The organism is Candidatus Marsarchaeota archaeon (genome assembly GCA_023485295.1).
In the GTDB taxonomy this organism is placed as follows: Archaea; Micrarchaeota; Micrarchaeia; order Micrarchaeales; family Micrarchaeaceae; genus Micrarchaeum_A.
The window spans coordinates 70230-95782 of the sequence record JAMCZQ010000006.1; the positions used below are offsets into that span (position 1 = coordinate 70230).

The following is a 25553-nucleotide window of genomic DNA, read 5'->3' on the forward strand; positions in this document are numbered from 1 at the left end:
TTATAATGGACGTCAAATGCGGAATCTGCGGAAAGCCATTCGAATGCATGGGTATAGGATTCAGGCGCTGCTGGTGTGCAGGCGTGAAGCTTGACAAACACGCATTGAAGCTTTTGAAAAGGAGCGCCAAGGGCTGCGTCTGCAGGAGCTGCCTCGAAAGGCTTACATTAAAGACTGATGACAAAGCTATAAATATATGAAAAAAGAAATGCAGGCTCTATAGTGATAATTTATGGTTATGCGCAAAGAGACCCTTGCGAAAGCGATATTTGCTGCCTATGATTACAAAGATTTGGGGCTAAGCAAAAACGACGCAGATGCGCTTGCAGACTATTTGGTATGCTTTTTCGGCTATAACGATTACGTGGTGGATAATGTTTTGTTCCCTTACGACAGGACGGTATTTTACGAACTGGAAGACAAGGATATCCTAAAATCCATACAGACTTTTGAACTGATCAGATCAAGGAACAAATTTAACAATAATGAATGGCGGTTGAACTATTGGACGTATAATATTGATAGTATAGAAAAATGCTTAAAAATCTGCAAGGAGGAGCGAAGCCCTGAGAAAATTTATAACGAGCTGTTTGATTCGGAAGCTTTCAAGGCTTCAAGGGTTGCAGAAAATGAAACTGCAGCTTATGGCTCGCTGCTTCGCTTAGAAAATAGGGAAAGGACTGAAAAGCACGCTCGTGCAAAGCCGATGCGCACTGGCACGCAGTCTTAGCACTAGTATTTCCGCCTGGACAGCAGAAGAGGCATTATGATGGACATTGCTATTGTGCCTGCCACTACTATAGTATAAAGGTCGCTGCTTATTATCCCTGCCTGGAACGCTACAGATGCTATTATTATGCCTACTGCACCGCGGCTTCCGAGGATTCCTACAGCATCCCTTGCCTTGAGCTTTGACATCCTTCTTTTGGCAACATATGCGTTGAGCGCACCTCCGACCACTATGCTTATTGCAACCATTATTAGCAGTATCTGCAGGTATTTGTCTGTAGGTACAGACACCTCTATGCCAGCAATGCTGAAGAATACAGGTATGAAAAAGCTGTCGTTGAGGCGCCTGAACGTATTCTGCAATATCCTTGTTGTGCGGCTTCCGAACGTTGTCTTGTGTATCAGCATTCCGGCAAAAAGCGCTCCGAGAACATAAGTTATGCCTATGAACTGCAGTATTGCAGAGATCAGCAGGCTTGCAAGTATCACTATCGCAAATATCAGGTCCTCGGCCTTCCTGTCAAGCAACTTTTTGAAGAACTCCCTGGCTTTTTCACCCCTCAGCTTTAACTCCCTGTCAAAATACAGGAATATCGCTATGAATACGGCAAGGCCTATGAGGGTGAGCACTATGTGGGATAGCCTTACCATTGCAGCAAGTATGACAAATGCGAGTATGTCAGTAAATATGACCCCGGAAAGGAGCCTTATCCCGTCTTCAGTGTGTATCAGGGAATACCTGTATACCAGCACGGATATTATGGATATGGAAGGGACGCCTATCCCGATTGCGGTTATTATAGAAGGCGCATAGCTTATGTGGAAAAAGTAAATGGCTATTGCAGACATTACTGCTATGGGGACTACAAAAGACGAAAGCGTGAAATAGATAGCGCTCCTGAAGTGCCCTGTTAATGTTTCTGTAGTTATTTGTATGCCTATGAAAAGCAGCACGAAGAATATCGCAACTTCTGCTATGCTTGACAATACCGAAGACGGGCTTATCAGGTTTAGGACTGCGGGGCCGAGTATCACCCCGGCTATTATCTGGCCAACTATGTCAGTGACTCCGAAGCGCTCGCAAAGCTTGCCAAGAAGTATGGACAGCGCAAGCAGCGCCAAAAGCGATATCAGTATCTCCATTGATTATTGTTCTTGATGAAAGCCTTATAAAACTTATAAGAAGGCGTGTGCCTGCAGGCTAAACACTATCCATAGCCTTCAATGTTGTTCCTGGATTCAAAACGCTCCTTGAATGCAGTTACAACTTCGTCGGTCAGGGTTGCAAACATTTCCTTCTCCGATTTTGGAATCCGTATATGCGGCATGTTCCTTAGAAACTGCGCCATTTCGCTTTGGTCGTTTTGCTCGTCGGCTTTTCTGCGCAGCATTTCCATCGTTGATACTTTTGCGATTGCAGACTCGTATTGCATTTTAAATATTTCTTCGCCGCGCACATTTGCATCCTTCAGGCTTGACAGCACCCATTCCATTGACTGTGTGGGGGTCCTTGGATAATTGTATATATAATCTGCCATCGAAAATCCGAGTATGGTAAAAAAGGATTTGATTGAAATGCTTTTGTCTGCATTCTTTGAGATTTCTATTGCATCTTTCGACGTGCCTGCTTCAAAATAAGGAATGACGCTAAGAAGGCTGGAAAACTTTTCTATGTTGCTGTCGGCTATGTCCTTAAATGCGGACTTTATCTCGTTCGGCCCGATGCCAAGTGATGATATTTCAAATAGTGCTTTGGAGCTATTTTTTGAGTTTGCCAGCATGGACAGTATTTGAAATGCTTCGTAATCGCCTTTTGAAACCTGCTTCACAAGATCAAAAACGGCTTGCTTAGTTTCCATGTAAGCATTTTTCAGCAATGATATATTTATGCTTTGCATGGCTTATCTTATAAAGTTTATTAAGCGTTTAGATTAACATATTTAAATCTTGCCTTTTATAAAATAGCAGTGCAGATAGATGGATGGGAACAAAATTGTTGCTGCAGTCCTGATACTGATACCTTTCATTGCTTATCTTGCTCTTCCCTTATATAATGTTCAATACCCAGAGGCATTAGGGCTTCCGTTCTTTTACTGGTACCAGATAATATGGCTGCCTATATCCGGTTTGCTGTTCTACATAGCAGCTGTGCTTATAGACAAGAACCATGGCAAGGCAGGCAGGAGAAAAAAGTGATAACAAATGCTTAGCGCTATTGGCATTGGAGTTTTCATTGCGTTGTTCATAGTGTTCATCGCAATAGGCATTCTTGGCAAGCGCTTCAGGAAAGGCGACCTTACAAAGATTGAAGAATGGTCGCTTGGAGGAAGGAACATGGGGACTGCTTTGGTGTGGTTCCTTGTAGGCGCCGACCTTTTCACAGCTTATACGTTTATTGCTGTGCCTTCAAGCATGTTTGCAAAAGGCTCCATATTCTATTTTGCAGTGCCATACGTTTCAATAACCTTTGCTATAGCTATGCTTACAATGCCGAGGCTGTGGAGATATTCTAAAAAAAGGGGTTATATAACTGCTGCAGACTTCGTGAAAGACAAGTTCAACAGCAGGACCCTTGCAGTAATAATAGCGATTACTGGCATTGTTGCTGAACTGCCTTACATTGCGCTGCAGGTTGTCGGCATACAGGCTGTGCTTACTTCCATGCTGCTGGGAATAAGCAACGTGGCTTTGATAAGCAGTGCTGCGATAGTCATTGCATTCATAGCCCTCGCAGGCTTTACATTCATAGCTGGCCTCAGGGGTGTGACGCTTACTGCCATATTCAAGGATGCGCTCATATTCATAACGGTCATAGCCGTAATACTTGCAGTCACTTTCTCAATAGGCGGCTTTGGAAAGGCTTTTAACGGGCTTTCCGCAAATTACGTGACGCTGCCAAAGGCGTTTTCCAGCGATTACATAAGTTTGTTCCTGATGAGCGCATTTGCTCTATATCTTTACCCGCATGCCATAAACGGCAGCCTGAGCGCCAAGGACGACAAGAAGCTAAGAAGGAGCCAGTCCCTGCTGCCGATTTACGCGCTAGGGCTTGCATTCATAGTGCTTTTCGGAATCCTCGTATATGCAGTGCCAGGGGCAATGGCAGTGCTTAAGACAATACCTGCATCTTCAAGAGGCGTTCTGGTAGTGCCTACGCTAATAGCGTCAACAATGCCAGCATGGTTTACCGGCTTCGCATTCCTTGGCATTTTCATAGGCGGGTTGGTGCCTGCGGCGCTGATGGCCATTGCCGTAGCAAACCTGCTTACGAGGAACATAATCAAGGAGTTCAAGCCAAAGCTGGCAGGCAAGATAGAAACAACAACGACAAAGTGGATAGCCGTGATCTTCGAGTTCATAGCCCTTGGATTCGTGTTTGTTGTTCCTGCTACTTATTCGATACAGCTTCAGCTTCTCGGTGGCATAATAATACTCCAGACGCTGCCTGCAGTATTCATAGCGCTATTCACGAATAAGCTAAACAAGTATGCAGTAGGTCTGGGCTGGGCTGCAGGAATAATTTCTGGCATATACCTTGTAGAGTTGGTAAATAATTTTGGGCTCCTGTCAAACTCTTCAATAAAGGCAGGCCCCTTCGGCCTTTTATTTATAGGAGCTATAGCGCTTGCAATAAACTTGGTAATAGTAGCGATAGGCAGCGCTGCTTCGCCGGGAAAGGCCTCCAAGGAGTTTATTGCAGCCACTAAAGGATTATAGTAATTGCTTGTGTGAAATTTGCGCAGGTATGGGTTTTATGGAATCTAAAAGAATTGCCAAACCAAAGCCATTTTCGGTTTATCCCGGTGCATTGGCTGGATGGGTGCTTGATGCTTTTGACCTGAGCATGATGTTCCTTCTCGTCCCGGTGTTAGCAGGCATATTTTTCCCGGCAAATTTTGGATTAGCAATAATAGGCACCTGGAGCATTTACACCACCACATTCATATTTAGGCCTGTTGGCGGAGCCATATTCGGAAGGGTGGGTGACAGGATAGGAAGGAAGCGCGCTATGGTGATTACGCTTGCAGGCCTTGGAGCCATAATATTCCTTACCGGATTCCTGCCGACTTATGCTGCCATAGGCATAGCAGCGCCTTTGCTGCTTTTTCTATTTAGAATAATAACAGGCATATTTGCAGGAGGTGAGTATGGAAACAGCGCTACAATAATGATGGAGACTGTAAAAAACAATAAAAGGGGCTTGTGGGGAGCGGCCATACAAAGCGGCTATCCCATAGGTTATACGCTTGCTGCAATAGTTTTCTTGCTGCTTCATTATGCTTTCCCAGGCACTGCATTTGCGGTCACCGGATGGCGCTGGATGTTCTGGATAGGCATAATACCGGTCATAATAGGCTTGATATTGAGGTACTACATGCCTGAATCTGCAATGTGGTCCGAACTTAGCCAAAAGAGGAAAGTCGCAAGGGCGCCGTTGTCTGCCTTGTTCAAGAACAGCAAAACTACAATGGGAGTTGTAACCGGCATACTGGCCATGACTGGAATTGCCTGGGTGTACGGGCTTACATTGGGCTTTTACCCGACAATTCTTTCAGTAGGCAACTTCATGACATTCCCATCCTACATATACGTAGTCATAATAGCAATATTGCTTTCGCTCATCGGCTATTTCGCGGCAGGCTACTTCAGTGATTTTATAGGGAGAAGGAACGTAATGATAATATACTCCATAATAGGCATAATACTGGCAGTACCTCTGACGTACCTTATAATTACACATTCCCTTGGCTTTTACGGAGCCCTGCTGTTCGCCAGCGCACTTGCATTCATAACAACAGGCGTGTATGGGGTAATGCCTTCGTTCCTGGCTGAGAAATTCCCAACGCAAGTCAGAAGCTCAGGAACCGGAATTGGCTTCAACGGCGGCTTCATACTTGGAAATTGGAGCACTGTGTTCCTGCTTCTCATAGTGGGGTTCGCTGCTGCAAGCTTCTTTGAGTGGTGGGGCGTGTTCGTCGTAATAGGCGAGCTTTTCATATTGGCTTCGGCATTGCTCTCAAAAGAAACGAAAGGAACAGACCTGAAGTCGATAAGCTGAACGATATGGCTCTAAAGCAAGAGGCGGTTTCAATGCCCTTTCGGCTCTGGCTTTTGTTTCTATGCTCTTAGCCTTTGACATTAGCGCCCTACTTGTTTAGCAATATTATGGGGCATTGGGTGCCTGCCAGTTTTTTGCCAACGTCAGTAATGGAATATTTCACGCGTATAGGATGCGAATCGATTACTGCCCTTGTCAGCATCTTTTCTGACTCGAGGGATTTGAGCACCGACGAAAGCGTTCTTGGCGTAAGCCCTGATTTGGACAATATCTCATTGAAGAACAGGCCTTCTTTTTCTGCGTTGAGTATAAAGATCACAGTTATCTGCCAGTTTGATTTTACTATCTTCTCGAGCGATCCGCTTTGCAGCTCATGCAAATCCAGCATGCGCTGCAGCTGGCAAAAATTTCTTGAATTGGCGCTTTTGTGCGCTTTGATAGTGCTTGCCATATGTGTCATCATATTTAGTATACTATTTGTAACTTAGCCTATTAATAATTTGTTTTACGGTTTACATATTCCGCATTCTGCTAAGCAATTAGGTATCTGGATATTAAGATTATTAATGGTTGCATTCTACATATTTTAAGTGATTAAATGTCAGTATTTGTAGATTCGTTGGCTGTGATGCTGCTTGCGCTGGGCTCCAGCGCTGCGCTTCTGGCAATGTATTTTCTTTATGCAGTTAGGCAAAAGAAAACGATAAGCAATCTTGCCGTGCCGATAATTGGCTTTGGTCTGTTTGATGCAGCAAGCGGCTTCCTTATGTCATTCACATGGCCCCTTCCACCAGCATACAACATGCTTTTCGGAGATCCGCTGCTGATTCTGGGCATGCTTATGGTAATGGGCGGCTACATGCTTTATAGGAACATGAACCTGAAAGTGCTTTCCATATTTGGGTTCTTCCTAGGCATATACATTTTAATAGAGGCTGTTGCCATATCCAACCTAAAGCTGGAAACAGGCGCAGACCTGATAAGCTCTATGGGGCTTTATCTGTCTTCAGGGCTTGCAGCGATACTGTCTCCGTTGATATATCTGGACCCAAAGAGCAATAACGGAAAATGGGCCTACTATCTGTTGGCAGTACTACTTATATTGGCAACGTTTGCCGCATTGTTCATAGGTTATGCTGCAATATATGGGCATCTTGCCTCGCCCCCATAACAGTTTTTTATTTTGCTGCCGCGTATTTTCGCGGCATAATTTTAATTTCTTTATTTCGGTGCTAAAGGCAACTATCTATAAATCTTAATCAGGTGGCAAAACGCACAACATGTCAAACAGGGATTTGGCCATACTTACTATAATGTCAATAATAGGGCTTATTGCTTCTGGGGTAGTGATATACGAGCTCTATGTCCTACACCATCCGCCGCCATTTTGCGTACTGAATACTACGCTGGTGTCTACACCATTCAACTGCATGAAAGTCCTTACAAGCAGTTATGCAAATGTCTTCGGGGTTTCTCTGGATTTCGTCGCTTCGCTTTGGTTTATCATAAACATTACCCTTGTTTTCATGCTTTTGTACTTCGCTAAGCCAATGGCTAAGCGCGTTTTCTATGCTCTTTTCGTATGGCGCTTCTTAGGCCTGGCAATAGTTCCATATCTGATCTACTTGGAATTCTTCGTAGTGCACTCTATATGCCTGTACTGCACAATAATGCACGGTGCCATAATCATCGATTTCATAATAGTATCATATTTCCTTTTTTCCAAGCATTCAAGGATACGTGCCGCGCTATTCCAAAGTGCGCCAAAAATTAGCCTGCACCAATAGTAGTTATGCAGGTTTATTTTTCAGGAATTTGTTTATTAGTTTAACGTCGTTCTTATCCTTTTCCCTGCCAAAAACTTTCTTCCAAGCGAGCGCCTCTTCAAGCCTTACCACTGGAATTCCTTCAATAATGTCTGCTTCCTTTATGAGTCTAGCCGGATTCGGATTGTATACGCCGTAATCCCAGTTCTCTCCAACTTCAAAGCAACCCTTTTTGAGCATCTCTCTGCCATTGGGAAATACCTCTACTTCCCACCCCTGACTCTTTAGCCTCTGGTAAACTTCATGCGTGACTAGCACGTCTATGTCTTGCGATTCCCTAATTCCATGGGCTGCAAGCGGCACTGAACCGAAAAGAGCGTATTCTCCGATATGAAAACCAAGTGCCTTGGTCCTTTTTGCTATTTCTTCGAATTTCATGAAAGCAACGCTAAAAACCTAAGCATGGGGCTGCCGAGATTTGAACTCGGATATCCAGCGCCCGAGGCTGGAAGTCTGCCAGGTTAGCGTACAGCCCCGTGATTTTTATAATTTGCAGGCAGATGGTCTTATCTTTGCTTGCTTTTAATCTTTTCCAAGACGTAGCCTGCCTGCTTAATGCGCAGTAAAGATTATAATGCCTTTTCAGTTAGTTTCCTGATCGCCAGCAAAATCTTCGTACAATTCCCTTCTATACTCCGGGTCTGCATCAGACATGGAGAAATAATCAAAAATATCTAGTGCATATTTGCCCCTGAATTTGGCAATTTGTATAAAGCTGCTGTAAAGCATATTTATGGTGTATTCGTATGTTGCGTCGCCAAGATCTGCCGTATAGTCGTCAAAGCTGCGTACAATTGCACTGAAAAGCCTGCTTTTTATTTTGTTTATTTCGCTTTCTTCTGCCTTGGCTTCCCTGGCACTGTCTATGGCATCTAGTGCTTCGGTGTATTCTCTTTTGTATTCGTTGAGCTGCATCGTTATTTGCTTCATTTCCGGTTCTGCGCCTTCAAGCTCCAATGACCGCTTGAGCAGCGCATCAGGATCGAGCCTATGCGCTAATTCCGAAGAAAGAGCGTCGCTTTTTGTGAAGATTGCGACGTTGCGAAGCATTTCCTTGAAATCTTTAAATGCGTTTTCGAATGCAGCGTATAAAATAGGGATTTCGGAATCATCTTCGTCGTAGTATTTTGATTGGGATTCTTGCGCATAGTCGCTTTTGCGCGGCTGCGCATAGTCGCTTGCATCCTGGCCGTCAAACCTAAGGAGCTGTGTGCTTTTGCCATGCAAATTTGGCTTATGAATCGTTTTCCCCATAGCAATATTATTTAATTATGAAAAGCTTATATTTATTGTGCAATACGTGGTCTATCATGGCAACGCAGCAGGAAATAGATATTGCCTATAAATACCCGTTTTCAGAGGAAGCTAAAAGGCTTATTGCAGAGAAAGGGCAGAAACAGATAGAATATAGGTATGTAGAGCTTGGAAAGAGCAGGCTGCAGGCAGATATCGAAGGCAAAGTGGGATACTTCAGCATAGCCATAGACAACGTAAAGCTTGGGTACGTTATAAGCTATATTTACGCCAGGATGCTTGCCAGCGCAATCGGGCTGCCGCAGGTAGTTGACAGCTTTGCGGAAGGGGAGGCTGCAAGGTCGGCTAAAGCAGCCGGCTATGAAAGCGCGTTAGGCATTGAAAGGCTTGCTTCTGGGCTGGGCATGCACATAAATGCAAGCGGCGAGAGCGAGTTTACTGTAAGCGTGTTTGATTATCTCAAAAAGATGCCTGATGGCAATGAGTACAAGCTCGTGAACAGCAGGCTTGAGGGCGGTTTCATAGTCCTTTCAAGAACCGAGGCCGTAGGGTTGCTCAGGGGCGCGATGAAATTAAGGATTCTAGAAGGGATGCCGATACCCAAGGATACACTGCCAAAAGACATCATTGAAGCGGCAAAGGGCATAAGTTTGGCAAAAAAGCGCCAGTATGCCAGGCCGAGCGCTGGCACTTCGTGGATAGAAAAGCTTCTTGCTACGCCCATACCTGATGTGAGGCACAGGGTGGTGAATCTCATACTGGCGCCGTACTTCGTAAATGTAAAGGGCTTGGACGTAGAGGAAGCGGAAAAGTTGATAATCGATTATATAGAGCAGTGCAAGAAGCTTGACCCGAATACAAATATAAGCGACACATATATCGCTTACCAGTGCAATTATTCGAAGAAGAAGGGGACAAAGCCATTATCGTTCTCAAAGGCAAAGGAGCTGCTTGGAGGAATGGTTGACTTCAGCTCTGAATGACAGTGCAATGAAGTGATTTAATGGAATTCAAGGTGCTGTGCGATATATGTGGCAAACGTTTTGCCAAGCACGTATGCAAGCTTTGCGGAAGGCGCGTATGCGATGAGCATTTCGACAGCAAGCTCGGCATATGCACTGCTTGCAAAGCAGGCAGGAAGTAGCAGCTTGGCTAACGCTTCATGATTGCAAAAAGCGTAAGGGTGTTAAGTGGGGGTGCCGGTGGGGGAATAATTAGCACCAGCTTAACACCGAAATTATTATGCCATGATAGGTTTAAATAGTTTTTTAGATTGGCTGCAAGGCATTTTGCAGCCCTTTGACTTTTGCAACAGGGTTACAGCCTCTTGTGCATGTACAGCCGAGCGCTAACAATGAACAGTAGTAAGTTGAATATGAGGAACAGCACAAATGCAAACGACGTGCCAAACGATGACAATGGAGTATAGCCGAAGCCGAAGAGGTATGAAAATCCGTTTGAGCCGGCAAATTTGCTTCCCGGAAGGCCAAGCGAAGCATCGGCAAGCTGGGCTATGAACATGAGGATGCCGAACGCGCCCAAAAGCAGGCCGAAAAGCCTTTTTTTTGAAAGCAGGTATGCTGAATACACTGCTGCCATTACAATTAGGTAGGCAAGAAGTATAAGCCAATGGAACATTCCATACTCCCTAAGGAGAGTATCGAACAAAAGCAGGTATAAGCCTGAAGCGTACACTACTACAAAAGACAATGCCATGCCTTTGCTGAACAAAAGCTATCACTTCTTGGCCCTACGCAAAGCGTATGCAGCGCCGATTATGATTATTATGACTATTATGGCTATTACTATGTATATTCCTGTATTGCTGTATGCAGTTTTTGGCGGAGGAGTGGTTGTAGGTGTTGTTGTGACAGCAGTCGGGGCTGTAGTTGGTGCAGATGTCACTGCGCTAGGTATTTTAAGCAGGAATACCCACATAACTGGCTTGTAGAATTGGGTATTGACTATCTCATTTGATGTTGCGTTGTACTTCCAGACATTTGCAAAGGAATAATTGCCTCCAACGTAGCTTGTCCCTACCTGCTTGCCGCCCAGGAATGTCCATGAAGTCCATGTTGAATTGTATTGTGCGGTTGTGACAAGCGGCCTTGGCGAGCCTGTAGAGTTTACGAATTCTATGGTTGGGGTTATAAGACCGTTTACCAAGTACGCAAACCCGTATGCTGGCACATAGCCAGTAAGCGAGGATGGCGTAGATACGTTTTTAATCGAGTATATTGCAAGGGTGAAATTATATGTAGAGAGCGTCTTGTTTGCCTCCTTGACGTATGTGCCTGCGGGTATTGCTACAGTTATGTACTTGCCATCTGAAGCTTTCAGCGAAAGTGATGCTCCTTTAGAGGCGTTTATTGTTGAGCTTGTTGAATTGTAAAGCGCGAATGTGGGCACAGAAGGCTGCGGCTGTATTGATGTGGTTGTGCTTGCTGAAGGCGACTTCACATATACAGTTAATACTGCATCGCTCACAGAGGGGTCGTCTCCAGTTGCATTGAACAGCACCACATACCTTCCAGGCTTTGCTGATGCTGCTGCGGATATTGCGGCTGTGCCGCTGAACGGAGGATCGCCATATGCACTGCTGAATGATACGCTCAGCCCTGCAGCAGATACATTTGGCTTGTTAGCCACATTTATGCTTGTGCCCCAATAATTGCCGCTGGCAAGCGTTACGTTGTAACTTACCGACGCTGACGACCCAGGAACCAGCGTTATGTTTGCGCTTGACAGCACAATCTTTGAAGTGCCATACCCTGTTCCGGCTGCAAATGAAGTTCCCATCGCTATAGAAACAAACGCTAGAAGAAGAAACAAGCTTATGCGACCCTTAGACATAGAACCACCACTTAATGCCAAACAGCAATATGCTTTCCCGTCCGCAGACAGTACACACATATCGTGAGCAGGCTTAGCTTCCGAGTTCGGGATGGGATCGGGCGTTTCCCTGCTCCTATTACCGTTTGACATTTTATTTTGGGCTTTAAGGTTTAAAAGCGTTGCGCTTGCGCTTATGGATCGCCCAAACAAGACGCTTTGGCTCCTGCGCGAATGCCCGCGCTACTTGTCCCTTTTGTAAAGCTTCTGCATTGCGGATATTATTATATCGGTATACTCATTTCTCGGTATCGTATCTGAATATTGGTCTACGAGCTCTTGGGCTTTTGCGCCGTATTTCTCTGCAACGCTTTTTGCATAGCCGATGCCGTCATATCTCTCTATTATTGATTTTAGGTACTCGATCTCTTCAGGCGTTTTGTCCTGGCGCTTCTTTCTGTATATTGCGTCTATCTTGCGCCTTTCCTCAGGAGTTGCACTCTTATAAGAATGCAACATTATCAGAGTGAGCTTTCCTTCATAAAGGTCGCCGAAGTTTTTCTTGCCGAATTTCTTCTCATCAGCAGTCATATCGAGTATGTCGTCGGTTATCTGAAACGCGATTCCTGCGTTCTCGCCTACCTTTTTAAGCAGGTCCAGTGTCTTCTCGTCCTGGCCCGCGGCTATGGCACCAAGCTGCATCGGGCCGTATACTGTGTAGTAGCACGTCTTGCTGTCAACTATCCTGAAATAAAGGCTTTCGTCTGCTTTGCTCAGGTCCTTTGTATCCTGTATGAAAGTGTTTTCTACATATTGGCCTTCTACAGTATATGACATCATGTCGTAAAATTTTTCGTACAGCCTGTTGCCCTTTTCCGTGCCTACCTGCAGTATGTAATCTTTAAGCATTCGCCACATAGCTATCTGGCCGGTGTCGCTGGCATCTATCGCATGCACGATACCGTATTTCTTATGAAGGGCAGGCTGCCCGCGCCTGAGCTCAGAGTCATCTTCTATGTCGTCCTGTATAAGTATCCAGTCTTCCGAAAGCTGCTGTGCTGCAGCTGGAAGAAGCACGTCTTCAGGATCCGCCCCATACAGCTGGGCTGTTAGCATCACAAGGCCAGGCCTCCTGTAGCTGCCTTGGCGGTCTATATAGTCCCTTGTTATCTTGTAATGCTCGGTAGGTTCCTTTATTGGTATGTATTCGCATATCTTTTCGTATACCTGCTTTCTGTGCTGCTCTATATAATCCAAAAAATCCATAGGTATCGTAGTTTTTAATATAGTTAAAGATAAAAGGGTTATTGTAAGCATGACATAAAGACGAAGTGATTATTCTGTCAATAAGGGACGACATAAAGATCATAGAGTGCCATGAAGTCTACAGGCCTATGGAAGATTCAGATCTTTTGGCAAATGCTGTAGAAAAGTTTGCATCTGGCAAAACGCTTGACATGGGCACAGGCACTGGCATACAGGGCATAATAGCTGCGAAGAAGGGCTGTGAAGTGACTTTCGCTGACATAAGCTCGCATGCAATAAGGTGTGCCAGGCAGAATGCTGCGCTGAACGGCGTTTCAGGCAAATTCGTAGTAAGCGATCTGTTCAGGAATGTGCACGGCAGGTTCGATACTGTTATATTCAACCCTCCATATTTGGAATCGGCCAAACTAGGCTACAAATCAAACGATCCAATAAAGGCAGCAACGGACGGTGGGATAAAGGGAAGGGAACTGATAGACCGCTTTATAAGGGATTCTGTAAAGCATATTTCCAAAAACGGGGCCGTAATTATGGTGGAAAGTTCTGTGAACGGTTATGAAGCCGATGCCGAGCGGCTGAAGGCGAAGATTGTAGGCAAGAAGCACATGTTTTACGAGGATATGGTTGTATTATACTATAGGAGGTGAGGCAATTGGAGATAGAATCTTGCAAAATAGAGAAGGATGATTCCTGGCAGTGCGTGATAGGGCATGCAGGATTCATAAAGACAGTCGATGACCTGTATCAGGCGATGGCTTCGGCTGCTCCAGGTATAAAGTTTGGGATAGGCTTTGATGAAGCCAGCGGAGACTGCCTGGTAAGGTTTGAAGGGAACGACGATGAGCTTACCGATGCTGCGAAACAAGCAGCATACAAGATAGGGGCAGGGCACACATTTGTCATATTTTTCACAGGTGCATTTCCAATAAATGTAGTTGGGGCGCTGAGAAACGTCCCAGAGGTTGCAGAGGTATACTGCGCCACGGCAAATCCTGTAGAAGTGCTTACAGCAAAGGGCAGCATTGGAAAAGCAGTTATAGGCGTTGTAGACGGTTACGCGCCGAAAGGCTTCGAAGACGAGGAGCACGTAAAGAGCAGGCGCGAGCTTCTGAAAAAGTTTGGCTATGTGCCGTGATGCCTGCGGCTTTTCGGAACGCCTTTATGGGCATTGATTAAGCTATACAGCCCTGCGATTATCAGGCATAAGAATATGAATATTATGATGAAGTAGACAATTTTTGAGTAGATACCGACTGCGAAGTTGGGGTGAACCGCCTGCGGCGCAGATGTTGTGGCTTGCTGTGCAGTTGTTGAATTGCTAGGCTGTGTCGCAACGTAGTTCGATACACTCAGAACCGAATTGTTTATCGTAGGGCCGCTGGAATAGCCATAGAGTTTTGTACCGTATAGTTTCACTACTGAATCGTATAATGCAAAGTCGGTGCTTGAAGCATTGGAAGCGATAATATTGCTCCCGTATATTGTTATATTTTTAGAGTTTGCAGCGTATACAGCGCTGCCGTAGATATTGCAATTTTCTATTTCCGTGGAGCTTGAATTTGATATTGAAACAGAGAACTTCGATGGGCCTATGGAGCCGTTGGAGCAGTTGAAGCTGATACTGCCAGCATCTATATCTAGGCTGCGTATGCAGGGTTGCGGCGAAGTGCCTGCATTTTGCCCTGAAGAAAGCACATAGTTCCCAGAGGATAATATAGTCAATTGTTCTTGGCACGATGTAGAATTTATGCTATAAATAGTGCTTGCATTGGCTGCAGCCCCTATTTGAACAGATTGGTATGCCTGTGGCATGATGTACGCTGCCTGCGTAACCAAAAGCAGAAAAAGCAATGGTATGAGAGAATATGTTATGACACTGCGCACAGTCATTTGCACACCGCTTATTGGTATTCGTATGATTTGTTTTTAAGCCTTATGCTTTTCCAGTCAAAAGCAGCATGGGAATAGGCTGCAGCATATGGCGCATGCGATATCTATGCCGTATATTTATAAGCACTTCAAGCCAATACTTATTATGGAATATACAACGCTTGGAAAAACAACTGTTAGGATTTCGGCAATAGGCATAGGAACATGGAAAATACCCAACGGCTCAGAGCAAGCTGTACGCGTGCTCAGGCACGCATTCGAGAATGGAATAAATTTCGTAGATACTGCAGAGATGTACGCAAACGAGGAAACAGTCGGTAAAGCGATAGAAGGACAGGACGGCATATTTATGGCAACTAAGGTCTCACCTGCACATTTCCACTATGACGATGTAATAGAAGCCTGCAAGCGAAGCATAAGCAGGCTAGGGGTGAAAAGCATAGGCTTATACCAATTGCATTGGCCCAATAACCGCATACCAATAGCAGAGACAATGAAAGCAATGGAATGGCTTAGAGACGAAAATCTGATAGATAACATAGGGGTGAGCAACTTTTCAGTAGACGAGATGGTCGCTGCACAAGAAGCGCTGGACCATAGCAAAATCGTTTCGAACCAGGTAGAATACAGTTTTATGGTCCGCGATGCTGAAAACGGGCTGCTCGATTTCTGCAACAAAGAATCCATAACGCTGATAGCCTACAGCCCGCTTGGGAGGGGCGCAATAAGGAAAGGCACGAAAGAGTATGAAACGCTCTCGGAAATAGGAAACAAGTATGGAAAATCTGCGGCGCAGGTGGCTCTGAACTACCTGATTAGCGGTGGTGCCGTTGTGCCAATACCCAAATCGTTGCAGATAGATCATCTTGATGAAAACTTGGGTGCAGTGGGATGGAGGCTGTCAAAACAGGATTACGAAAAGCTAAGGATTGCAGATGGCGCACAAAAAAAGCCGCTTGCTGGGCGCATGCTTAAAGCATTTCTGAAAAACACCACGGCTTGGTCTGTATTGATGGAAAAGGTGGAAAAGCGCAGGAAAAAATGACTTCAGCCCTGCGAATAAACTGATCCAAGCGTTTTTACGTATGGAGTCGTCTGCCCAACTACTGTATCGTATTCTATTGTTAAGTTGCCGTCCAAGGCCTTGCTTCCAACATATATGCTGATGTTTGCCAACTGCAAAGATTGCAGTGTCCCTACGTAATATGACGGATCGGAAGAGCTGAATGATGTCCCATTCGGAACGTAGAAGACCCTTGCATTAAGCATTTTGGCGGTTATGGCTTGCCCTATGCCTGCGCGAAACACGCCGTTAGAATAGCTGGTCTGGGTGCAGAGAAATCCAGAATTTTGTATGCATGTGGGTGAAACGCTGTATAATGTTGGGGTTGCTGCATAAAGCAGCGCAAAATCTATTACAAATATTATTATGGCAAGCACTACTCCTGAAACAAGGATGCCGCCGAATGCGCGCCATCCGCTGATTCCCTGCTGCCTCGCCAGCGATATTATAAGGATTATGAATTCCCAGACTGCCAAAGCCATTATGACGATTAGGCCAATTACCGGTATGAAGCTTAGCCAAAAGAATAATGCTATTGGCAATGCAGAGTACATTATTGCAGTTAGCGTGCGCGAGATGTCCTTCTTCCATATTTTAAACAGGATTTTTGCAAAAAATTGGTATACTGCTGCGTTTATGACGATGCCTATGGGAATGAATATTAAGACATATGCGAGCCCATAAACTGCTGCCATTAATGCAAGGACCGGAGCTGCAAGATGCAGCAGTGCAATGCCCTTGGAAAGCGTTGCCAGGCCGCTAAACGCCAGCGAGCCAAAGGCATATCCCAATAATCCGCCGACTATGGCAGCGAGTATTGCGGGAAGTATGCTTGCCTTGTAATAGAATATTAGGGCGTCGCCAACGCCGTATGTATCGCTTACGCTCCCAGGGTGCATTATTATGTAAAATGCCGACTTTGTGTAATCGAGAAAAGATTTTGGGGCCTTTGTGCCTCTAGTGGATTTCGATGCATTCATTCGTATCACTTTCACGCATTGCGCCAATATGCGTTTGGAGCGCATAGCATAGTATGTGGTACCGCCAACACGTTGATAATCTGTTGGTGATAAAATATAAAAGGCTATTGCTGATAGACATGCCAAATGCAGTGAACATGCGCGGTGCGCAGCTTCATCGGGTTTACTGCTTTAGCGATTCGTATATTTCTGCTGCGCCGCGCAGGAGTATATACGCGGTCAGCAGGCCTATCAAGACGTAACCTATCCATATTGGATATGAGACTACGTATACCAGTACCAGGTATGCAAACGTTACAAACTTTGTTATCTGTATCCCGGCCCTGCTCGCGTTTGACGCATATAGGGCCCTTGCAATCCTCGAATGCATTTTCGATGAGGTGCCTTTTGCACCGAGCAGTGCATCCGCAAAAGAGTGCCTTATTATTATTATAAACAAGACGAACAGGGGCACTATGTGAAGAAACGCGAATGTGACCCATAGCGCGTATTCTGTTACGCGGTCTCCAGCTATGTCAATCCTGGGTCCGTAGGGGGCTATGCTTGATGCATGCTGCTTTATTTCGTGCACCCTTTCCCATTCCTTCTTGCTGCCAGTAGCTGCACGTATATACGTGATGAAGCCGACACGGCCTGAGCTAGCCTCCCTTACTGCAAAATAGCCGTCTATAGCATCTGAAAGAAGCGCTACTGCCAGCAGCAGTATTATCGCTATTGCGTTGAATTTTATTATGACAAGGTATGCAACCAGTATTATCATTGCAGTCCTTATGTATGTAACCATATCCGCGCTCCTGATTTTCACTTCTGCACCTTTTCGTATTTTATGCATTAATCTTTCATTTGAAAAGTGTTATATAGGTTCATTTCAGCGTTGATGCATAATTTTTAATGTGGCTGTGCTGAGTGGGAGCCTTTCAAAACGCCTGTGATTATTGCTGCAAAAATCTTAGTGCTTGTATGGTCATCCGATAATCTTTTCTATGGTGCCTATGCCTGCGAAGCCCTTGCCTGAGTAGATCAGGAACCTGCTAAGGCCCTTGAAGTCGGTGAATTCCTCCGCTGCGACCTTTTCAGAAAGCTTCAGGATGCACTCCATTGCGTTGAGTGCTCTTGCAGTTTTTGATTCTATGGGCTTGCCAGTTGCAGTATTTATGAATTTATCAGTTTGCAGGCTTGCCTTTACCGAAATCCCGTTTAGCCTGAGCTCCAGGCTCTTGCCGAAATTTTTCACAAAAAACACCTTAGCGCTTATTATGGAGGCTGATCTTGTGCGCTTTGTGGAGCTGAGTATGCATCCCCTAGGAAGGGCAATGCGCGGTTCTGCGTAGAGGACTATGCTTTCTCCGGCTTTGGCAAGGCTTGCATCGCGCCCCTTGACTACCAGCCTTTTTACAGTTACGCTTTTGCCTGCAGGGACAACATTCAGCTTTGCACCTGGGCCTACGCTGCCGCTTAGCATCTTTCCAGCATAGGCTTCAATGCTGTCCTTGCCCATCGGCCCCTGTATCAGTATTCTTGCCGGAGCTTTCCTTGCGCCCTCATTGTTTTTGAAAAGCAGCTGCAATAGCGGCATGCCTTTATACCATGGCATGCTGCTAGACGGCTTAGTTATGTTTTCCATATTGTAAGCTGATATCGGGACGTAGTGCACATTTGCGTTCCTTATGCCTATGCTGGCGAAATAGTCTTCCAGCCCTGATCTTATATTTTCAAATGTGCGCTCAGAGTACTTTGCCATGTCCATTTTGTTTACTGCGACTATGAAGGAGCTTATGCCAAGCATGTTCGCAAGGAAGACATGCCTTTTTGTCTGCGATTTTATGCCCTCTTTTGGCGCTGCGGAAACCACAAGTATTGCAGTATCGGCATAAGATGCCCCGCTTATCATATTCTTTATGAGCTCCTCGTGGCCTGGCACGTCTATAAGCTCGAAAGCTCTGCCCATGTATTCGAACTGCGCCCTTGTTGTATCTATAGTCAGCCCGCCCTCGCGCTCTTCAGCGAATGAGTCAAGCATGTATGCTGGTTCAAACTTGCGCTTTAGCCTTGCGCTTGCGGTTTTTGCTTCTTCAACCCTTTCAGGGCTCGCAGAGCCAGTGGCTATGAGTATGGAGCCGATGAGCGTTGATTTGCCGTGGTCCTTGTGGCCAAGTATGGTTATGTGCCTCATTGACATCAATACACCTCACATGTAGCCGAGGGCGCGGAGCTTCTCCATTATATAGGCTGTCTCTTTGTCCTGCTGCCTGCCGCTGCGCTCCTCGACTTTTGTGTTGCGCAGCTCGCTTATTATTTTGTCTATAGTATCAGCATTTGAGTCTACGGGCACTGTGCAGTGCGTGCAGCCGAGGCTCCTGTACCTTTTGCCATTTTTTGCAAAATACAGCGGGTTGACAGGTATCGCTTCCTTTTTTATATAATTCCAGACGTCTATTTCGTTCCAGTCAAGCAATGGGTGTATCCTGACATGGCCCTCCTTGCCTGCCTTTGATGAATAATTGTCCCAGAGTTCCGCAGGCTGGTTCTTATAGTCCCATTTGAAATCCTTGTTTCTGGGTGACATGTAGCGCTCTTTGGCCCTGATGCCGTGCTCGTCCCTGCGTATAGACACTATTAGCGCATCGAAGCCGTATTCCTTCATCACTTCCTTTAAAGCGGTGGTTTTGTTTGCGCCGCAGCAGGCATATCCAGATATCTCTGGCTTTATCTTGCTCTCCTTGACTATTAGATCCAGATTCCATTCCTTTGCAAGCCTGTCCCTAAACTCGTATGTCTCTGGGAAATCTATCCCGTTGTCTATGTGTATTACTGGAAACGGTATCTTTCCTAGAAAGGCCTTCCTTGCTATGGCGAGCATTGTTGTGCTGTCTTTTCCCATGCTCCATAAGGCAGCGACATTGCCGAATTTCTGCTGCGCTTCCCTCAATATAAAAATGCTTTTTTCTTCCAAGTCTTCAACATTTTGCTCTATCATTTTAAGACCCCGCTTATTTACTATTTACTGCCAGTTATTTATTATGCTTGCCCCTGCCGCGCTTTCAGCTTATGTAGCCGAGGGCGCGGAGCTTCTCTGTTATAGATGCGTCTTCGCTGCTCTTCTTTTTCCTGCCGTTCATTTCTGCAACCGTTTCTCTCAGTATGTATGTTGCATAGTCAGATACCGATGAAAAACCTGTGGTTTCTATGCTTTTCTTTATGCTTTCGAATAACGGTGTTGGTATGGTTATAGTTGTGTACTTGCGCCTTGGGGCGACTTTTTGCTTTGCCATTGCATCACTTGCCTTTGCATTTTGCTGCTTGTTTTATATTTTAATGTTATAACATTAATATATAAATAGGTTCCCATTCATCGCAGCTTAGAGAATTTATAAGAATTTGCACATTGTTGTAATTAAGGATTTGCTTGGCGGAAATCAACAGCGGCGCGAACCAAAGCAGCAGCTTCGACATAAACCAGAAGCTTGATGAGCTTCCTGTTGAGTTTAAGCTTAGGGCCATAGACAGGCTGCGAGTCGCAAGGCTGAGGCACAGGCACAATACTGTTTCGCGCATCATGCTGATGCTTGCCCTGCTGGGCCCTGGGATACTGGTAATGGTTGCGGACAACGATGCCGGAGGGGTAATAACGTATGCCCAGACGGGCTCGATATTCGGAATAGGCTTTTTCATACCTTTGCTGGTTCTTTTAATACCTACTACCTACTTAGTGCAGGAAATGACAATACGGTTGGCTGCCGTTACAAGAAGAGGGCATGCTGAAATGATTTGGCGCAGGTATGGCAGCTTCTGGGGGGCTTTTTCGCTTGCGGACCTCTTGATAGCAAATGCATTGACGCTCGTAACCGAATTCATAGGCATAACATTTGGCATGAGCGTATTTGGAGTAAACCCAGTGGCCGCTACGCTAATCGGAGTTGCCTTCATATCTGTAATAACCATGGGGCTTAGGTACCACAAATGGGAAAGGGCAAGCCTTGTTATAGCGTTTTTCAACTTGATATTCATACCATTGGTTATCTTCGCCCATCCCGACTGGTCACTGGTAGCAAGCTCTTTCCTAAACTGGCACATCAACGGCGGCATAAGCTCCTTTTTCATATACGTGCTGCTGGCGAATATAGGCACTACAATAGCGCCATGGATGCTGTTTTTCCAGCAGAGTTCAGAAGTAGATAAAGGCACAGTGCCAGAGGACATAAAGGCGGCAAAGCGCGATACCTTCATAGGTGCTTGCATAATGGGCATTGTTGCAATAGCAATAATCATATTCACTGGTAGCTTGGTATTCGCGCCTTCGAACGTACACAGCACTTCGAGCTATGATATAGCTTATATATTGAGCACAGTTTCAAAAAAAATAGGCATGCTGCCAACTAAGCTTTTTGCCCTGGGGCTTATAGATGCAGGGCTCATTGCCGCAATAGCCCTTACGGCAAGCACATCATGGGCTGTGGGCGAAGCCTTCAGGTGGCCTAAGAGCATGAATCTTCCGTTCTTGAAAGGGAGGAAATTTTATGCGCCTGGCATTGTTAGCATGCTTGTCGCAGCTGCGATCGTGCTTATACCAAACGTGCCTTTGGGCCTGCTCAACATAACAGTCCAGGTAATTGCCTCGATATTCATGCCTGCGGCTTTGCTCTTCCTGCTGCTCTTGGTGAATGACAAAGAGGTCATGGGAAAGCGTGTAAACAGCAAGATTGAAAATGCAGCGATAGTAACAATAATGATAGTGCTGGTCAGCATGAGCGCTTTGTACGGAGTTTCGGTTGTGCTTCCAGGATTGCTTTAGGCGATGCTATGACACTTAATCCAAAGGATTATGATTTTATAAAGGACGAAAAGGACTGGGACAATTTTCTAAAAAGGGAAAAGATAAAGGATTATTCAAAGATCCCTGTAAGCAGGGCAAAGATGTCGGGGTGGGTGAAGATTGCATTCATTTTCATAAGGATATACATTATCGCAATGCTAATTGTAATAGTTTTGGGGTTCCTTCACATAATATAGCTGCGAGCTAAACACAATGATGTTACCTTTTTGAAAGTTGTCAGCGTAGAATTTTGCGCAGCTGCTTTCAGCAAACACAACAACCAGGTCAAAATCTTCTGAACGCCTTTTTAGCATTGAGGCGGTATCCGCATAGCTCTTTTTCCCTGTTTCGTACTCTATTGCGGTTTTAAGCCCATAGATGTATGCAACAATGTCCGGCCCTGTGCTGTTGTCCAGTATGTAGCACATGACTCCGTTTGACGAAAGCCATTCGTAGATGAGCTTGACGTTGACTTCGTGGCTTATGCTAACGCTTTTGGAATGCTTCATCAACCACATGTCATTGCCGTCTTCCAAGATGTCTACGCTCGGGTCACTGCGCATAGGATTTACATCTTTCGCTGTAAAGCCTGGCAATTCCGATAGCCTGACTGGCTTTATTGGGGCTTGGTACTGCTGCTTCTCAGCGCTGAATGTAGCATTAAGGTGCTGTGACAGCTCCCTGTAGCTTTTTGATTTTACTAAGACAGGGGCTTTTAGCCCATCAAGCCTGGCCATGCATTCGTTAGTCCCTATTTGGCCTAGCTTCTCCATTACTGCGCTTGCTGCATCGTTCTGCCCGCGAAGCAGCACAGAAGATGCATACCTTAGTTCTCCGGGCTCTTCGGACCTGAACGTGATAAATGTGGCCGAATTTTCTATCACGTCTTTCGGAAGGCTTGAGGCGCTATGCGTTGCTATTATTAGACCAAGCCCATACTTTCTGCCTTCACGTATAATGCGCTTTATTATGCTGGAATTGCTTGCATAATCCCCTATTATAAATTCTACCTCGTCCATTACGACATAGCTCTTAAGCTTGTGCGAGATTCCATTAAGCCTCATAGCATAGTATAGCCTTGAAAGGGCTTCGTATGTAAATATGTACCTTGACTCCTGGCTTTTGAGCTCCGATACCTTGAAGCTGCGTATGCCGCTGCCTATTGAATAGCTGGAGTTTTTATAATTCTGTGAGAAGAGCCTGCTGTCTAACGATTCTATGCGGTTCAGGATATGGTATAGCCTGTGCTTTTCAGACTGGCTTTTCGAATTTTTTATAAAAATATTAATTTCTCTGGCAAGGTCATTTGGGCCTGGCAGCCTTTCTACAGATGTCTGCTGCAGCGACATTGCCCCTGCTTTCCTGTACATGTAGCCCATGCATCTTGCAAGTTCATTTGCCTGTATGTAGCCTAAGGAGTATACGCTTTGCAGCAAAGAGACCAGCTCGCTTATTCTTTCTTTTATGCTAAGGCCGTCAGGTGCAAATATGTTTATGGCTGATGTCTGGTCGGCGTTTGGCTTTATTGAATTGACTACGTCTGAATGCTCGCTGTTCGAATCGAAAAGCAGTATGCCAACTCCCATGCGCTTTATGTCGATTATCATTGACTTTATTAATGTGCTCTTGCCTAGACCGCTTGAGCCTGCTATTGTTATATGCGGGTTATGCAGCCAGTCTGGGTATACCCTGACCTCGCCTTTCGCTTGCTTCCACACATAAGAGATGCTTGGAGTCATTTGCGATAGTCCGTGCGTCATGGCGAATTTGTTTACCTTTTTTAAGGAGCATACTGCATCGCCTATTGATATGTAGCTTTGCCGCGTGTCATGGCCATTCTTATTCTTATCAGATTTGAAAATATAATCTAGGATCATTTTTACCACGCTTTTAAAATATAAGAAAGAGAGCAGTTGGCTTATAGTTATAAATCTTAGCGAATAAAATATCAGAATGTGCCAGGGTGGCAGAATCTGGTAACGCGCCGGTCTTGAGTTTTCAAAACGTCAAGAGCTGATATAGTGATGTTTGGCGCGACAGGCAAACCGGTGCCCTCACGGGCTTTAGGGTTCAAATCCCTACCCTGGCGCATAATTCTTTATACTGCCTTAAAAGTGCACCTGCCTTATACGTAAAAGCTTACGCTTCGTCTACAAGCTGGTCTATAGTGCGGCGTGCCTTAAAGTCGTCTTCTTGCGCATTGTCCTTGCTGTAAACAAGGCAGATGCCAATATCGCTATATGCTCTCATCAATATCTTCGGTTTTAGATAAAGACCTTTCTCTTTTATTGAATCTATTATGCGCACTGCAAATGCTGATATCTCTGAGAAATCATTTTTATCGAATTTTACCTCCTTGAAATAGCTTGTCTTGCTACCGAAGCGTATGGTAAAATACGTGCTGTTGCGCCAATCATGCCCTATTTTTACTTCTGGCAATGATGGTACTGCATCATAACTGATATGCGAAATGAGCATTTCTCTAAGAACGCGCTCTATGGCCTCGTCGTTTATGGAAAGGCTTTTCAGGTACCTGCTTGACATTACGCTGATTGCGGACTTTCCGGATTCATGCTCTCCGCGCAACAGATCTGCAATAGAGGCATCTGCTGCTAGCTTTCCCATGGGCTTTAATGATAACGCAAGGTAGTCTATCGCCTTTTCGGCCCTATAGTATATCTCGTCGAAATATTTCACCAGAGCGTTTGAATCTGCACTAAGCTCGATGAGCTTTTCCTTGAAATCGCCGTTTAGCAGTTTTTTGTAATCAGTTTTTACTGATTTTGACAACATATAGCTTAATGCATTGCTGACGTCGCGGAAATCTGCATTTAAATCATTAAGAAGCATGGAAAAATTGGCTTTTACAGGGCCGTTGCCCTCATTCGCATCGGAGAACCAGTCTTTTATCTTTTGTATCTCCTTGTCTGAGCTTTCAGCTAACAAATTTGCATTCACTGCTGCTGTGTGCGCTTTGTTGTAAGCGTTCCTTAAACGTTTTGATTCCCGAAGCGCCGAAGTTAAAAGTATGGAGCTGTCTCTTTCCAAAAATAGGTATTGCTGCATGTCAAAAAGCTTTTCGATGCGCTCGTTGAGCTCTGTCATTTCAGCAGTAGATGTACTGCTGATACTCTGTAGGCTTTGTGCATTACGGCTTTTCATATAAAAGAGCATAGAATAGCTTATATTTAGATTTTTCGTAATTTTAAGAATATTAGCAGCGGTTTAGACCGTTAATGGATGGGGATTTGCATGGAAAAAGGAATAGTTTTTGCCGGACTCGGATGGGTCGCCTCGGGAATCACTGCTGTTGCAGTTTTCTTTATAATTAATGGGCAGGGCAGGCCTGATTATGGCATGCTTATAATAGGAACCTTACTTTTTGCCGTAGGTATTGGGATAATAGGGGAACGCAAAAAAATAGGAAGCATAAGGCAAAGGCTGATTGCCAAGAAACAGTCATTTACGGATTAGTTGCACTGGTTCTTTGCTGGCATTTTCTAGATACTGGCCTATCTCCGTTATCTGTTTTTCAAGCTCCTCCTTTTTTCTGTTCGATGGATACAGAAATGTGCTTCGTATTGTTAATATGCCCGTACCCTCTCCGAATATTTTCTCGATGTCTTCGCCTTTTTCAAATTCGCACTTGGGCGTTGCAGCAGTATTCGCACCGTTGAGCTTCTCTTCGTACATCCTCGTGAGGAACTGTAGCTTTTCTTCGTCTATTGAAATCTTGTATTCGATTTTCTGGTATCCATTTTTATCCCTTCCAGAAACAAAGCCTAGCTGGAGTTTTTTTATGGATTCCTCAAATATACTGACTCCCATTTTACATTCCTTT

Annotated in this window: 31 protein-coding genes, 2 tRNA genes and 1 rRNA gene; 15 read left to right on the forward strand and 19 right to left on the reverse strand. The window is 45.1% G+C overall.

Annotation, left to right across the window (positions count from 1 at the left end; all coding sequences use genetic code 11):
- The first annotated feature begins 5 nt into the window (after positions 1-5).
- Together M1125_03140 and M1125_03145 are read left to right on the forward strand one after the other, a co-directional pair.
- Entirely contained in the window at positions 6-200 is a 195-nt protein-coding gene (locus M1125_03140; GenBank protein MCL5404807.1) for a cysteine-rich CWC family protein, read from the forward strand.
- 32 nt (positions 201-232) lie between these two features.
- Complete coding sequence (locus tag M1125_03145) at positions 233-730, forward strand: hypothetical protein (GenBank protein MCL5404808.1); 498 nt, start codon at positions 233-235, stop codon at positions 728-730.
- A 2-nt stretch (positions 731-732) separates the two neighbouring features.
- Here M1125_03145 and M1125_03150 read toward each other — a convergent pair whose 3' ends face one another.
- Together M1125_03150 and M1125_03155 are read right to left on the reverse strand one after the other, a co-directional pair.
- The gene (locus tag M1125_03150) at positions 733-1872 is read right to left on the reverse strand and encodes a cation:proton antiporter (GenBank protein MCL5404809.1); all 1140 of its coding nucleotides are present in this window, start codon (positions 1870-1872) and stop codon (positions 733-735) included.
- A 65-nt stretch (positions 1873-1937) separates the two neighbouring features.
- Positions 1938-2588: a hypothetical protein gene (locus M1125_03155; GenBank protein MCL5404810.1), complete on the reverse strand. Its 651-nt coding sequence runs from the start codon at positions 2586-2588 to the stop codon at positions 1938-1940.
- Positions 2589-2706: 118 nt separating this feature from the next.
- Here M1125_03155 and M1125_03160 point away from each other — a divergent pair, with 118 nt between their 5' ends.
- From M1125_03160 to M1125_03170, 3 genes are read left to right on the forward strand one after another with little or no spacing between them, the layout of a single operon-like run.
- Complete coding sequence (locus tag M1125_03160) at positions 2707-2925, forward strand: DUF3311 domain-containing protein (protein ID MCL5404811.1); 219 nt, start codon at positions 2707-2709, stop codon at positions 2923-2925.
- 6 nt (positions 2926-2931) lie between these two features.
- Positions 2932-4446: a sodium:solute symporter gene (locus tag M1125_03165; protein ID MCL5404812.1), complete on the forward strand. Its 1515-nt coding sequence runs from the start codon at positions 2932-2934 to the stop codon at positions 4444-4446.
- A 37-nt stretch (positions 4447-4483) separates the two neighbouring features.
- Entirely contained in the window at positions 4484-5788 is a 1305-nt protein-coding gene (locus M1125_03170; protein MCL5404813.1) for an MFS transporter, read from the forward strand.
- 88 nt (positions 5789-5876) lie between these two features.
- Here the strand turns inward: M1125_03170 and M1125_03175 are convergent, their stop codons facing one another.
- A complete protein-coding gene (locus M1125_03175; GenBank protein MCL5404814.1) occupies positions 5877-6239 on the reverse strand; it encodes a winged helix-turn-helix transcriptional regulator in 363 nt (120 codons plus the stop codon).
- 147 nt (positions 6240-6386) lie between these two features.
- Here M1125_03175 and M1125_03180 point away from each other — a divergent pair, with 147 nt between their 5' ends.
- Positions 6387-6959, forward strand: a complete 573-nt coding sequence (locus M1125_03180; protein MCL5404815.1) for a DUF981 family protein — start codon at positions 6387-6389, stop codon at positions 6957-6959.
- 109 nt (positions 6960-7068) lie between these two features.
- Positions 7069-7575, forward strand: a complete 507-nt coding sequence (locus tag M1125_03185) for a vitamin K epoxide reductase family protein (GenBank protein ID MCL5404816.1) — start codon at positions 7069-7071, stop codon at positions 7573-7575.
- Between the two features lie 3 nt (positions 7576-7578).
- Here M1125_03185 and M1125_03190 read toward each other — a convergent pair whose 3' ends face one another.
- The 3 genes from M1125_03190 to M1125_03200 form a co-directional block, all read right to left on the reverse strand.
- Positions 7579-7992: a hypothetical protein gene (locus M1125_03190; GenBank protein ID MCL5404817.1), complete on the reverse strand. Its 414-nt coding sequence runs from the start codon at positions 7990-7992 to the stop codon at positions 7579-7581.
- Positions 7993-8017: 25 nt separating this feature from the next.
- Positions 8018-8090: transfer RNA gene (locus tag M1125_03195), tRNA-Pro, on the reverse strand.
- Between the two features lie 106 nt (positions 8091-8196).
- Positions 8197-8868, reverse strand: a complete 672-nt coding sequence (locus tag M1125_03200) for a hypothetical protein (protein ID MCL5404818.1) — start codon at positions 8866-8868, stop codon at positions 8197-8199.
- Positions 8869-8924: 56 nt separating this feature from the next.
- Here M1125_03200 and priX point away from each other — a divergent pair, with 56 nt between their 5' ends.
- Positions 8925-9851: a DNA primase noncatalytic subunit PriX gene (gene priX, locus M1125_03205; GenBank protein MCL5404819.1), complete on the forward strand. Its 927-nt coding sequence runs from the start codon at positions 8925-8927 to the stop codon at positions 9849-9851.
- A 334-nt stretch (positions 9852-10185) separates the two neighbouring features.
- Here the strand turns inward: priX and M1125_03210 are convergent, their stop codons facing one another.
- The 4 genes from M1125_03210 to M1125_03225 form a co-directional block, all read right to left on the reverse strand.
- Entirely contained in the window at positions 10186-10599 is a 414-nt protein-coding gene (locus M1125_03210; GenBank protein ID MCL5404820.1) for a hypothetical protein, read from the reverse strand.
- Positions 10600-10605: 6 nt separating this feature from the next.
- Entirely contained in the window at positions 10606-11721 is a 1116-nt protein-coding gene (locus tag M1125_03215) for a hypothetical protein (protein ID MCL5404821.1), read from the reverse strand.
- 16 nt (positions 11722-11737) lie between these two features.
- Positions 11738-11850: ribosomal RNA gene (gene rrf, locus M1125_03220) — 5S ribosomal RNA — on the reverse strand.
- Between the two features lie 93 nt (positions 11851-11943).
- Entirely contained in the window at positions 11944-12966 is a 1023-nt protein-coding gene (locus M1125_03225) for a polyprenyl synthetase family protein (protein ID MCL5404822.1), read from the reverse strand.
- 65 nt (positions 12967-13031) lie between these two features.
- Between M1125_03225 and M1125_03230 the strand changes: the two genes are divergently transcribed.
- Complete coding sequence (locus M1125_03230) at positions 13032-13613, forward strand: methyltransferase (GenBank protein ID MCL5404823.1); 582 nt, start codon at positions 13032-13034, stop codon at positions 13611-13613.
- 5 nt (positions 13614-13618) lie between these two features.
- The gene (locus M1125_03235) at positions 13619-14101 is read left to right on the forward strand and encodes an adenosine-specific kinase (protein ID MCL5404824.1); all 483 of its coding nucleotides are present in this window, start codon (positions 13619-13621) and stop codon (positions 14099-14101) included.
- Here M1125_03235 and M1125_03240 read toward each other — a convergent pair.
- Complete coding sequence (locus tag M1125_03240; GenBank protein MCL5404825.1) at positions 14089-14856, reverse strand: hypothetical protein; 768 nt, start codon at positions 14854-14856, stop codon at positions 14089-14091. The two genes, M1125_03235 and M1125_03240, sit on opposite strands and share 13 nt — an antisense overlap.
- A gap of 145 nt (positions 14857-15001) precedes the next feature.
- Between M1125_03240 and M1125_03245 the strand changes: the two genes are divergently transcribed.
- A complete protein-coding gene (locus tag M1125_03245; protein ID MCL5404826.1) occupies positions 15002-15901 on the forward strand; it encodes an aldo/keto reductase in 900 nt (299 codons plus the stop codon).
- Positions 15902-15903: 2 nt separating this feature from the next.
- Here the strand turns inward: M1125_03245 and M1125_03250 are convergent, their stop codons facing one another.
- The 5 genes from M1125_03250 to M1125_03270 all read right to left on the reverse strand — a co-directional run bounded on the left by M1125_03250 (position 15904) and on the right by M1125_03270 (position 20171).
- On the reverse strand, positions 15904-16899 hold the full coding sequence (locus M1125_03250; protein MCL5404827.1) for a hypothetical protein: 996 nt from the start codon (positions 16897-16899) through the stop codon (positions 15904-15906).
- 163 nt (positions 16900-17062) lie between these two features.
- Complete coding sequence (locus M1125_03255) at positions 17063-17704, reverse strand: hypothetical protein (GenBank protein ID MCL5404828.1); 642 nt, start codon at positions 17702-17704, stop codon at positions 17063-17065.
- A gap of 159 nt (positions 17705-17863) precedes the next feature.
- The gene (locus M1125_03260) at positions 17864-19078 is read right to left on the reverse strand and encodes a GTP-binding protein (GenBank protein ID MCL5404829.1); all 1215 of its coding nucleotides are present in this window, start codon (positions 19076-19078) and stop codon (positions 17864-17866) included.
- Positions 19079-19087: 9 nt separating this feature from the next.
- Positions 19088-19876, reverse strand: coding sequence for a sulfate adenylyltransferase subunit CysD (cysD, locus tag M1125_03265; GenBank protein MCL5404830.1), 789 nt, complete (start codon positions 19874-19876; stop codon positions 19088-19090).
- A 64-nt stretch (positions 19877-19940) separates the two neighbouring features.
- Positions 19941-20171, reverse strand: coding sequence for a CopG family transcriptional regulator (locus M1125_03270; GenBank protein MCL5404831.1), 231 nt, complete (start codon positions 20169-20171; stop codon positions 19941-19943).
- 143 nt (positions 20172-20314) lie between these two features.
- Between M1125_03270 and M1125_03275 the strand changes: the two genes are divergently transcribed.
- A complete protein-coding gene (locus M1125_03275) occupies positions 20315-21691 on the forward strand; it encodes a divalent metal cation transporter (protein MCL5404832.1) in 1377 nt (458 codons plus the stop codon).
- An 8-nt stretch (positions 21692-21699) separates the two neighbouring features.
- The gene (locus M1125_03280) at positions 21700-21909 is read left to right on the forward strand and encodes a hypothetical protein (protein MCL5404833.1); all 210 of its coding nucleotides are present in this window, start codon (positions 21700-21702) and stop codon (positions 21907-21909) included.
- On the opposite strand, the gene M1125_03285 is transcribed toward M1125_03280, so the two are convergent.
- Complete coding sequence (locus M1125_03285) at positions 21871-23589, reverse strand: ATP-binding protein (GenBank protein MCL5404834.1); 1719 nt, start codon at positions 23587-23589, stop codon at positions 21871-21873. The two genes, M1125_03280 and M1125_03285, sit on opposite strands and share 39 nt — an antisense overlap.
- Positions 23590-23669: 80 nt before the next feature.
- Between M1125_03285 and M1125_03290 the strand changes: the two genes are divergently transcribed.
- A tRNA-Ser gene (locus tag M1125_03290) sits at positions 23670-23801 on the forward strand.
- Between the two features lie 50 nt (positions 23802-23851).
- Here the strand turns inward: M1125_03290 and M1125_03295 are convergent.
- The gene (locus tag M1125_03295; GenBank protein ID MCL5404835.1) at positions 23852-24817 is read right to left on the reverse strand and encodes a hypothetical protein; all 966 of its coding nucleotides are present in this window, start codon (positions 24815-24817) and stop codon (positions 23852-23854) included.
- A gap of 147 nt (positions 24818-24964) precedes the next feature.
- Between M1125_03295 and M1125_03300 the strand changes: the two genes are divergently transcribed.
- The gene (locus M1125_03300; GenBank protein ID MCL5404836.1) at positions 24965-25186 is read left to right on the forward strand and encodes a hypothetical protein; all 222 of its coding nucleotides are present in this window, start codon (positions 24965-24967) and stop codon (positions 25184-25186) included.
- Here the strand turns inward: M1125_03300 and M1125_03305 are convergent.
- Complete coding sequence (locus M1125_03305; GenBank protein ID MCL5404837.1) at positions 25172-25540, reverse strand: hypothetical protein; 369 nt, start codon at positions 25538-25540, stop codon at positions 25172-25174. The genes M1125_03300 and M1125_03305 overlap by 15 nt on opposite strands.
- Positions 25541-25553: the final 13 nt, after the last annotated feature.

Coding starts and splice junctions, on each gene's coding strand:
- M1125_03140 (MCL5404807.1), top strand. CDS start 6: ATGGACGTCAAATGCGGAATCTGCGGAAAGCCATTCGAATGCATGGGT.
- M1125_03145 (MCL5404808.1), top strand. CDS start 233: ATGGTTATGCGCAAAGAGACCCTTGCGAAAGCGATATTTGCTGCCTAT.
- M1125_03150 (MCL5404809.1), bottom strand. CDS start 1,872: ATGGAGATACTGATATCGCTTTTGGCGCTGCTTGCGCTGTCCATACTT.
- M1125_03155 (MCL5404810.1), bottom strand. CDS start 2,588: ATGGAAACTAAGCAAGCCGTTTTTGATCTTGTGAAGCAGGTTTCAAAA.
- M1125_03160 (MCL5404811.1), top strand. CDS start 2,707: ATGGATGGGAACAAAATTGTTGCTGCAGTCCTGATACTGATACCTTTC.
- M1125_03165 (MCL5404812.1), top strand. CDS start 2,932: ATGCTTAGCGCTATTGGCATTGGAGTTTTCATTGCGTTGTTCATAGTG.
- M1125_03170 (MCL5404813.1), top strand. CDS start 4,484: ATGGAATCTAAAAGAATTGCCAAACCAAAGCCATTTTCGGTTTATCCC.
- M1125_03175 (MCL5404814.1), bottom strand. CDS start 6,239: ATGGCAAGCACTATCAAAGCGCACAAAAGCGCCAATTCAAGAAATTTT.
- M1125_03180 (MCL5404815.1), top strand. CDS start 6,387: ATGTCAGTATTTGTAGATTCGTTGGCTGTGATGCTGCTTGCGCTGGGC.
- M1125_03185 (MCL5404816.1), top strand. CDS start 7,069: ATGTCAAACAGGGATTTGGCCATACTTACTATAATGTCAATAATAGGG.
- M1125_03190 (MCL5404817.1), bottom strand. CDS start 7,992: ATGAAATTCGAAGAAATAGCAAAAAGGACCAAGGCACTTGGTTTTCAT.
- M1125_03200 (MCL5404818.1), bottom strand. CDS start 8,868: ATGGGGAAAACGATTCATAAGCCAAATTTGCATGGCAAAAGCACACAG.
- priX (MCL5404819.1), top strand. CDS start 8,925: ATGGCAACGCAGCAGGAAATAGATATTGCCTATAAATACCCGTTTTCA.
- M1125_03215 (MCL5404821.1), bottom strand. CDS start 11,721: ATGTCTAAGGGTCGCATAAGCTTGTTTCTTCTTCTAGCGTTTGTTTCT.
- M1125_03225 (MCL5404822.1), bottom strand. CDS start 12,966: ATGGATTTTTTGGATTATATAGAGCAGCACAGAAAGCAGGTATACGAA.
- M1125_03240 (MCL5404825.1), bottom strand. CDS start 14,856: ATGACTGTGCGCAGTGTCATAACATATTCTCTCATACCATTGCTTTTT.
- M1125_03245 (MCL5404826.1), top strand. CDS start 15,002: ATGGAATATACAACGCTTGGAAAAACAACTGTTAGGATTTCGGCAATA.
- M1125_03250 (MCL5404827.1), bottom strand. CDS start 16,899: ATGAATGCATCGAAATCCACTAGAGGCACAAAGGCCCCAAAATCTTTT.
- M1125_03260 (MCL5404829.1), bottom strand. CDS start 19,078: ATGTCAATGAGGCACATAACCATACTTGGCCACAAGGACCACGGCAAA.
- cysD (MCL5404830.1), bottom strand. CDS start 19,876: ATGATAGAGCAAAATGTTGAAGACTTGGAAGAAAAAAGCATTTTTATA.
- M1125_03270 (MCL5404831.1), bottom strand. CDS start 20,171: ATGGCAAAGCAAAAAGTCGCCCCAAGGCGCAAGTACACAACTATAACC.
- M1125_03280 (MCL5404833.1), top strand. CDS start 21,700: ATGACACTTAATCCAAAGGATTATGATTTTATAAAGGACGAAAAGGAC.
- M1125_03285 (MCL5404834.1), bottom strand. CDS start 23,589: ATGATCCTAGATTATATTTTCAAATCTGATAAGAATAAGAATGGCCAT.
- M1125_03295 (MCL5404835.1), bottom strand. CDS start 24,817: ATGACAGAGCTCAACGAGCGCATCGAAAAGCTTTTTGACATGCAGCAA.
- M1125_03300 (MCL5404836.1), top strand. CDS start 24,965: ATGGAAAAAGGAATAGTTTTTGCCGGACTCGGATGGGTCGCCTCGGGA.
- M1125_03305 (MCL5404837.1), bottom strand. CDS start 25,540: ATGGGAGTCAGTATATTTGAGGAATCCATAAAAAAACTCCAGCTAGGC.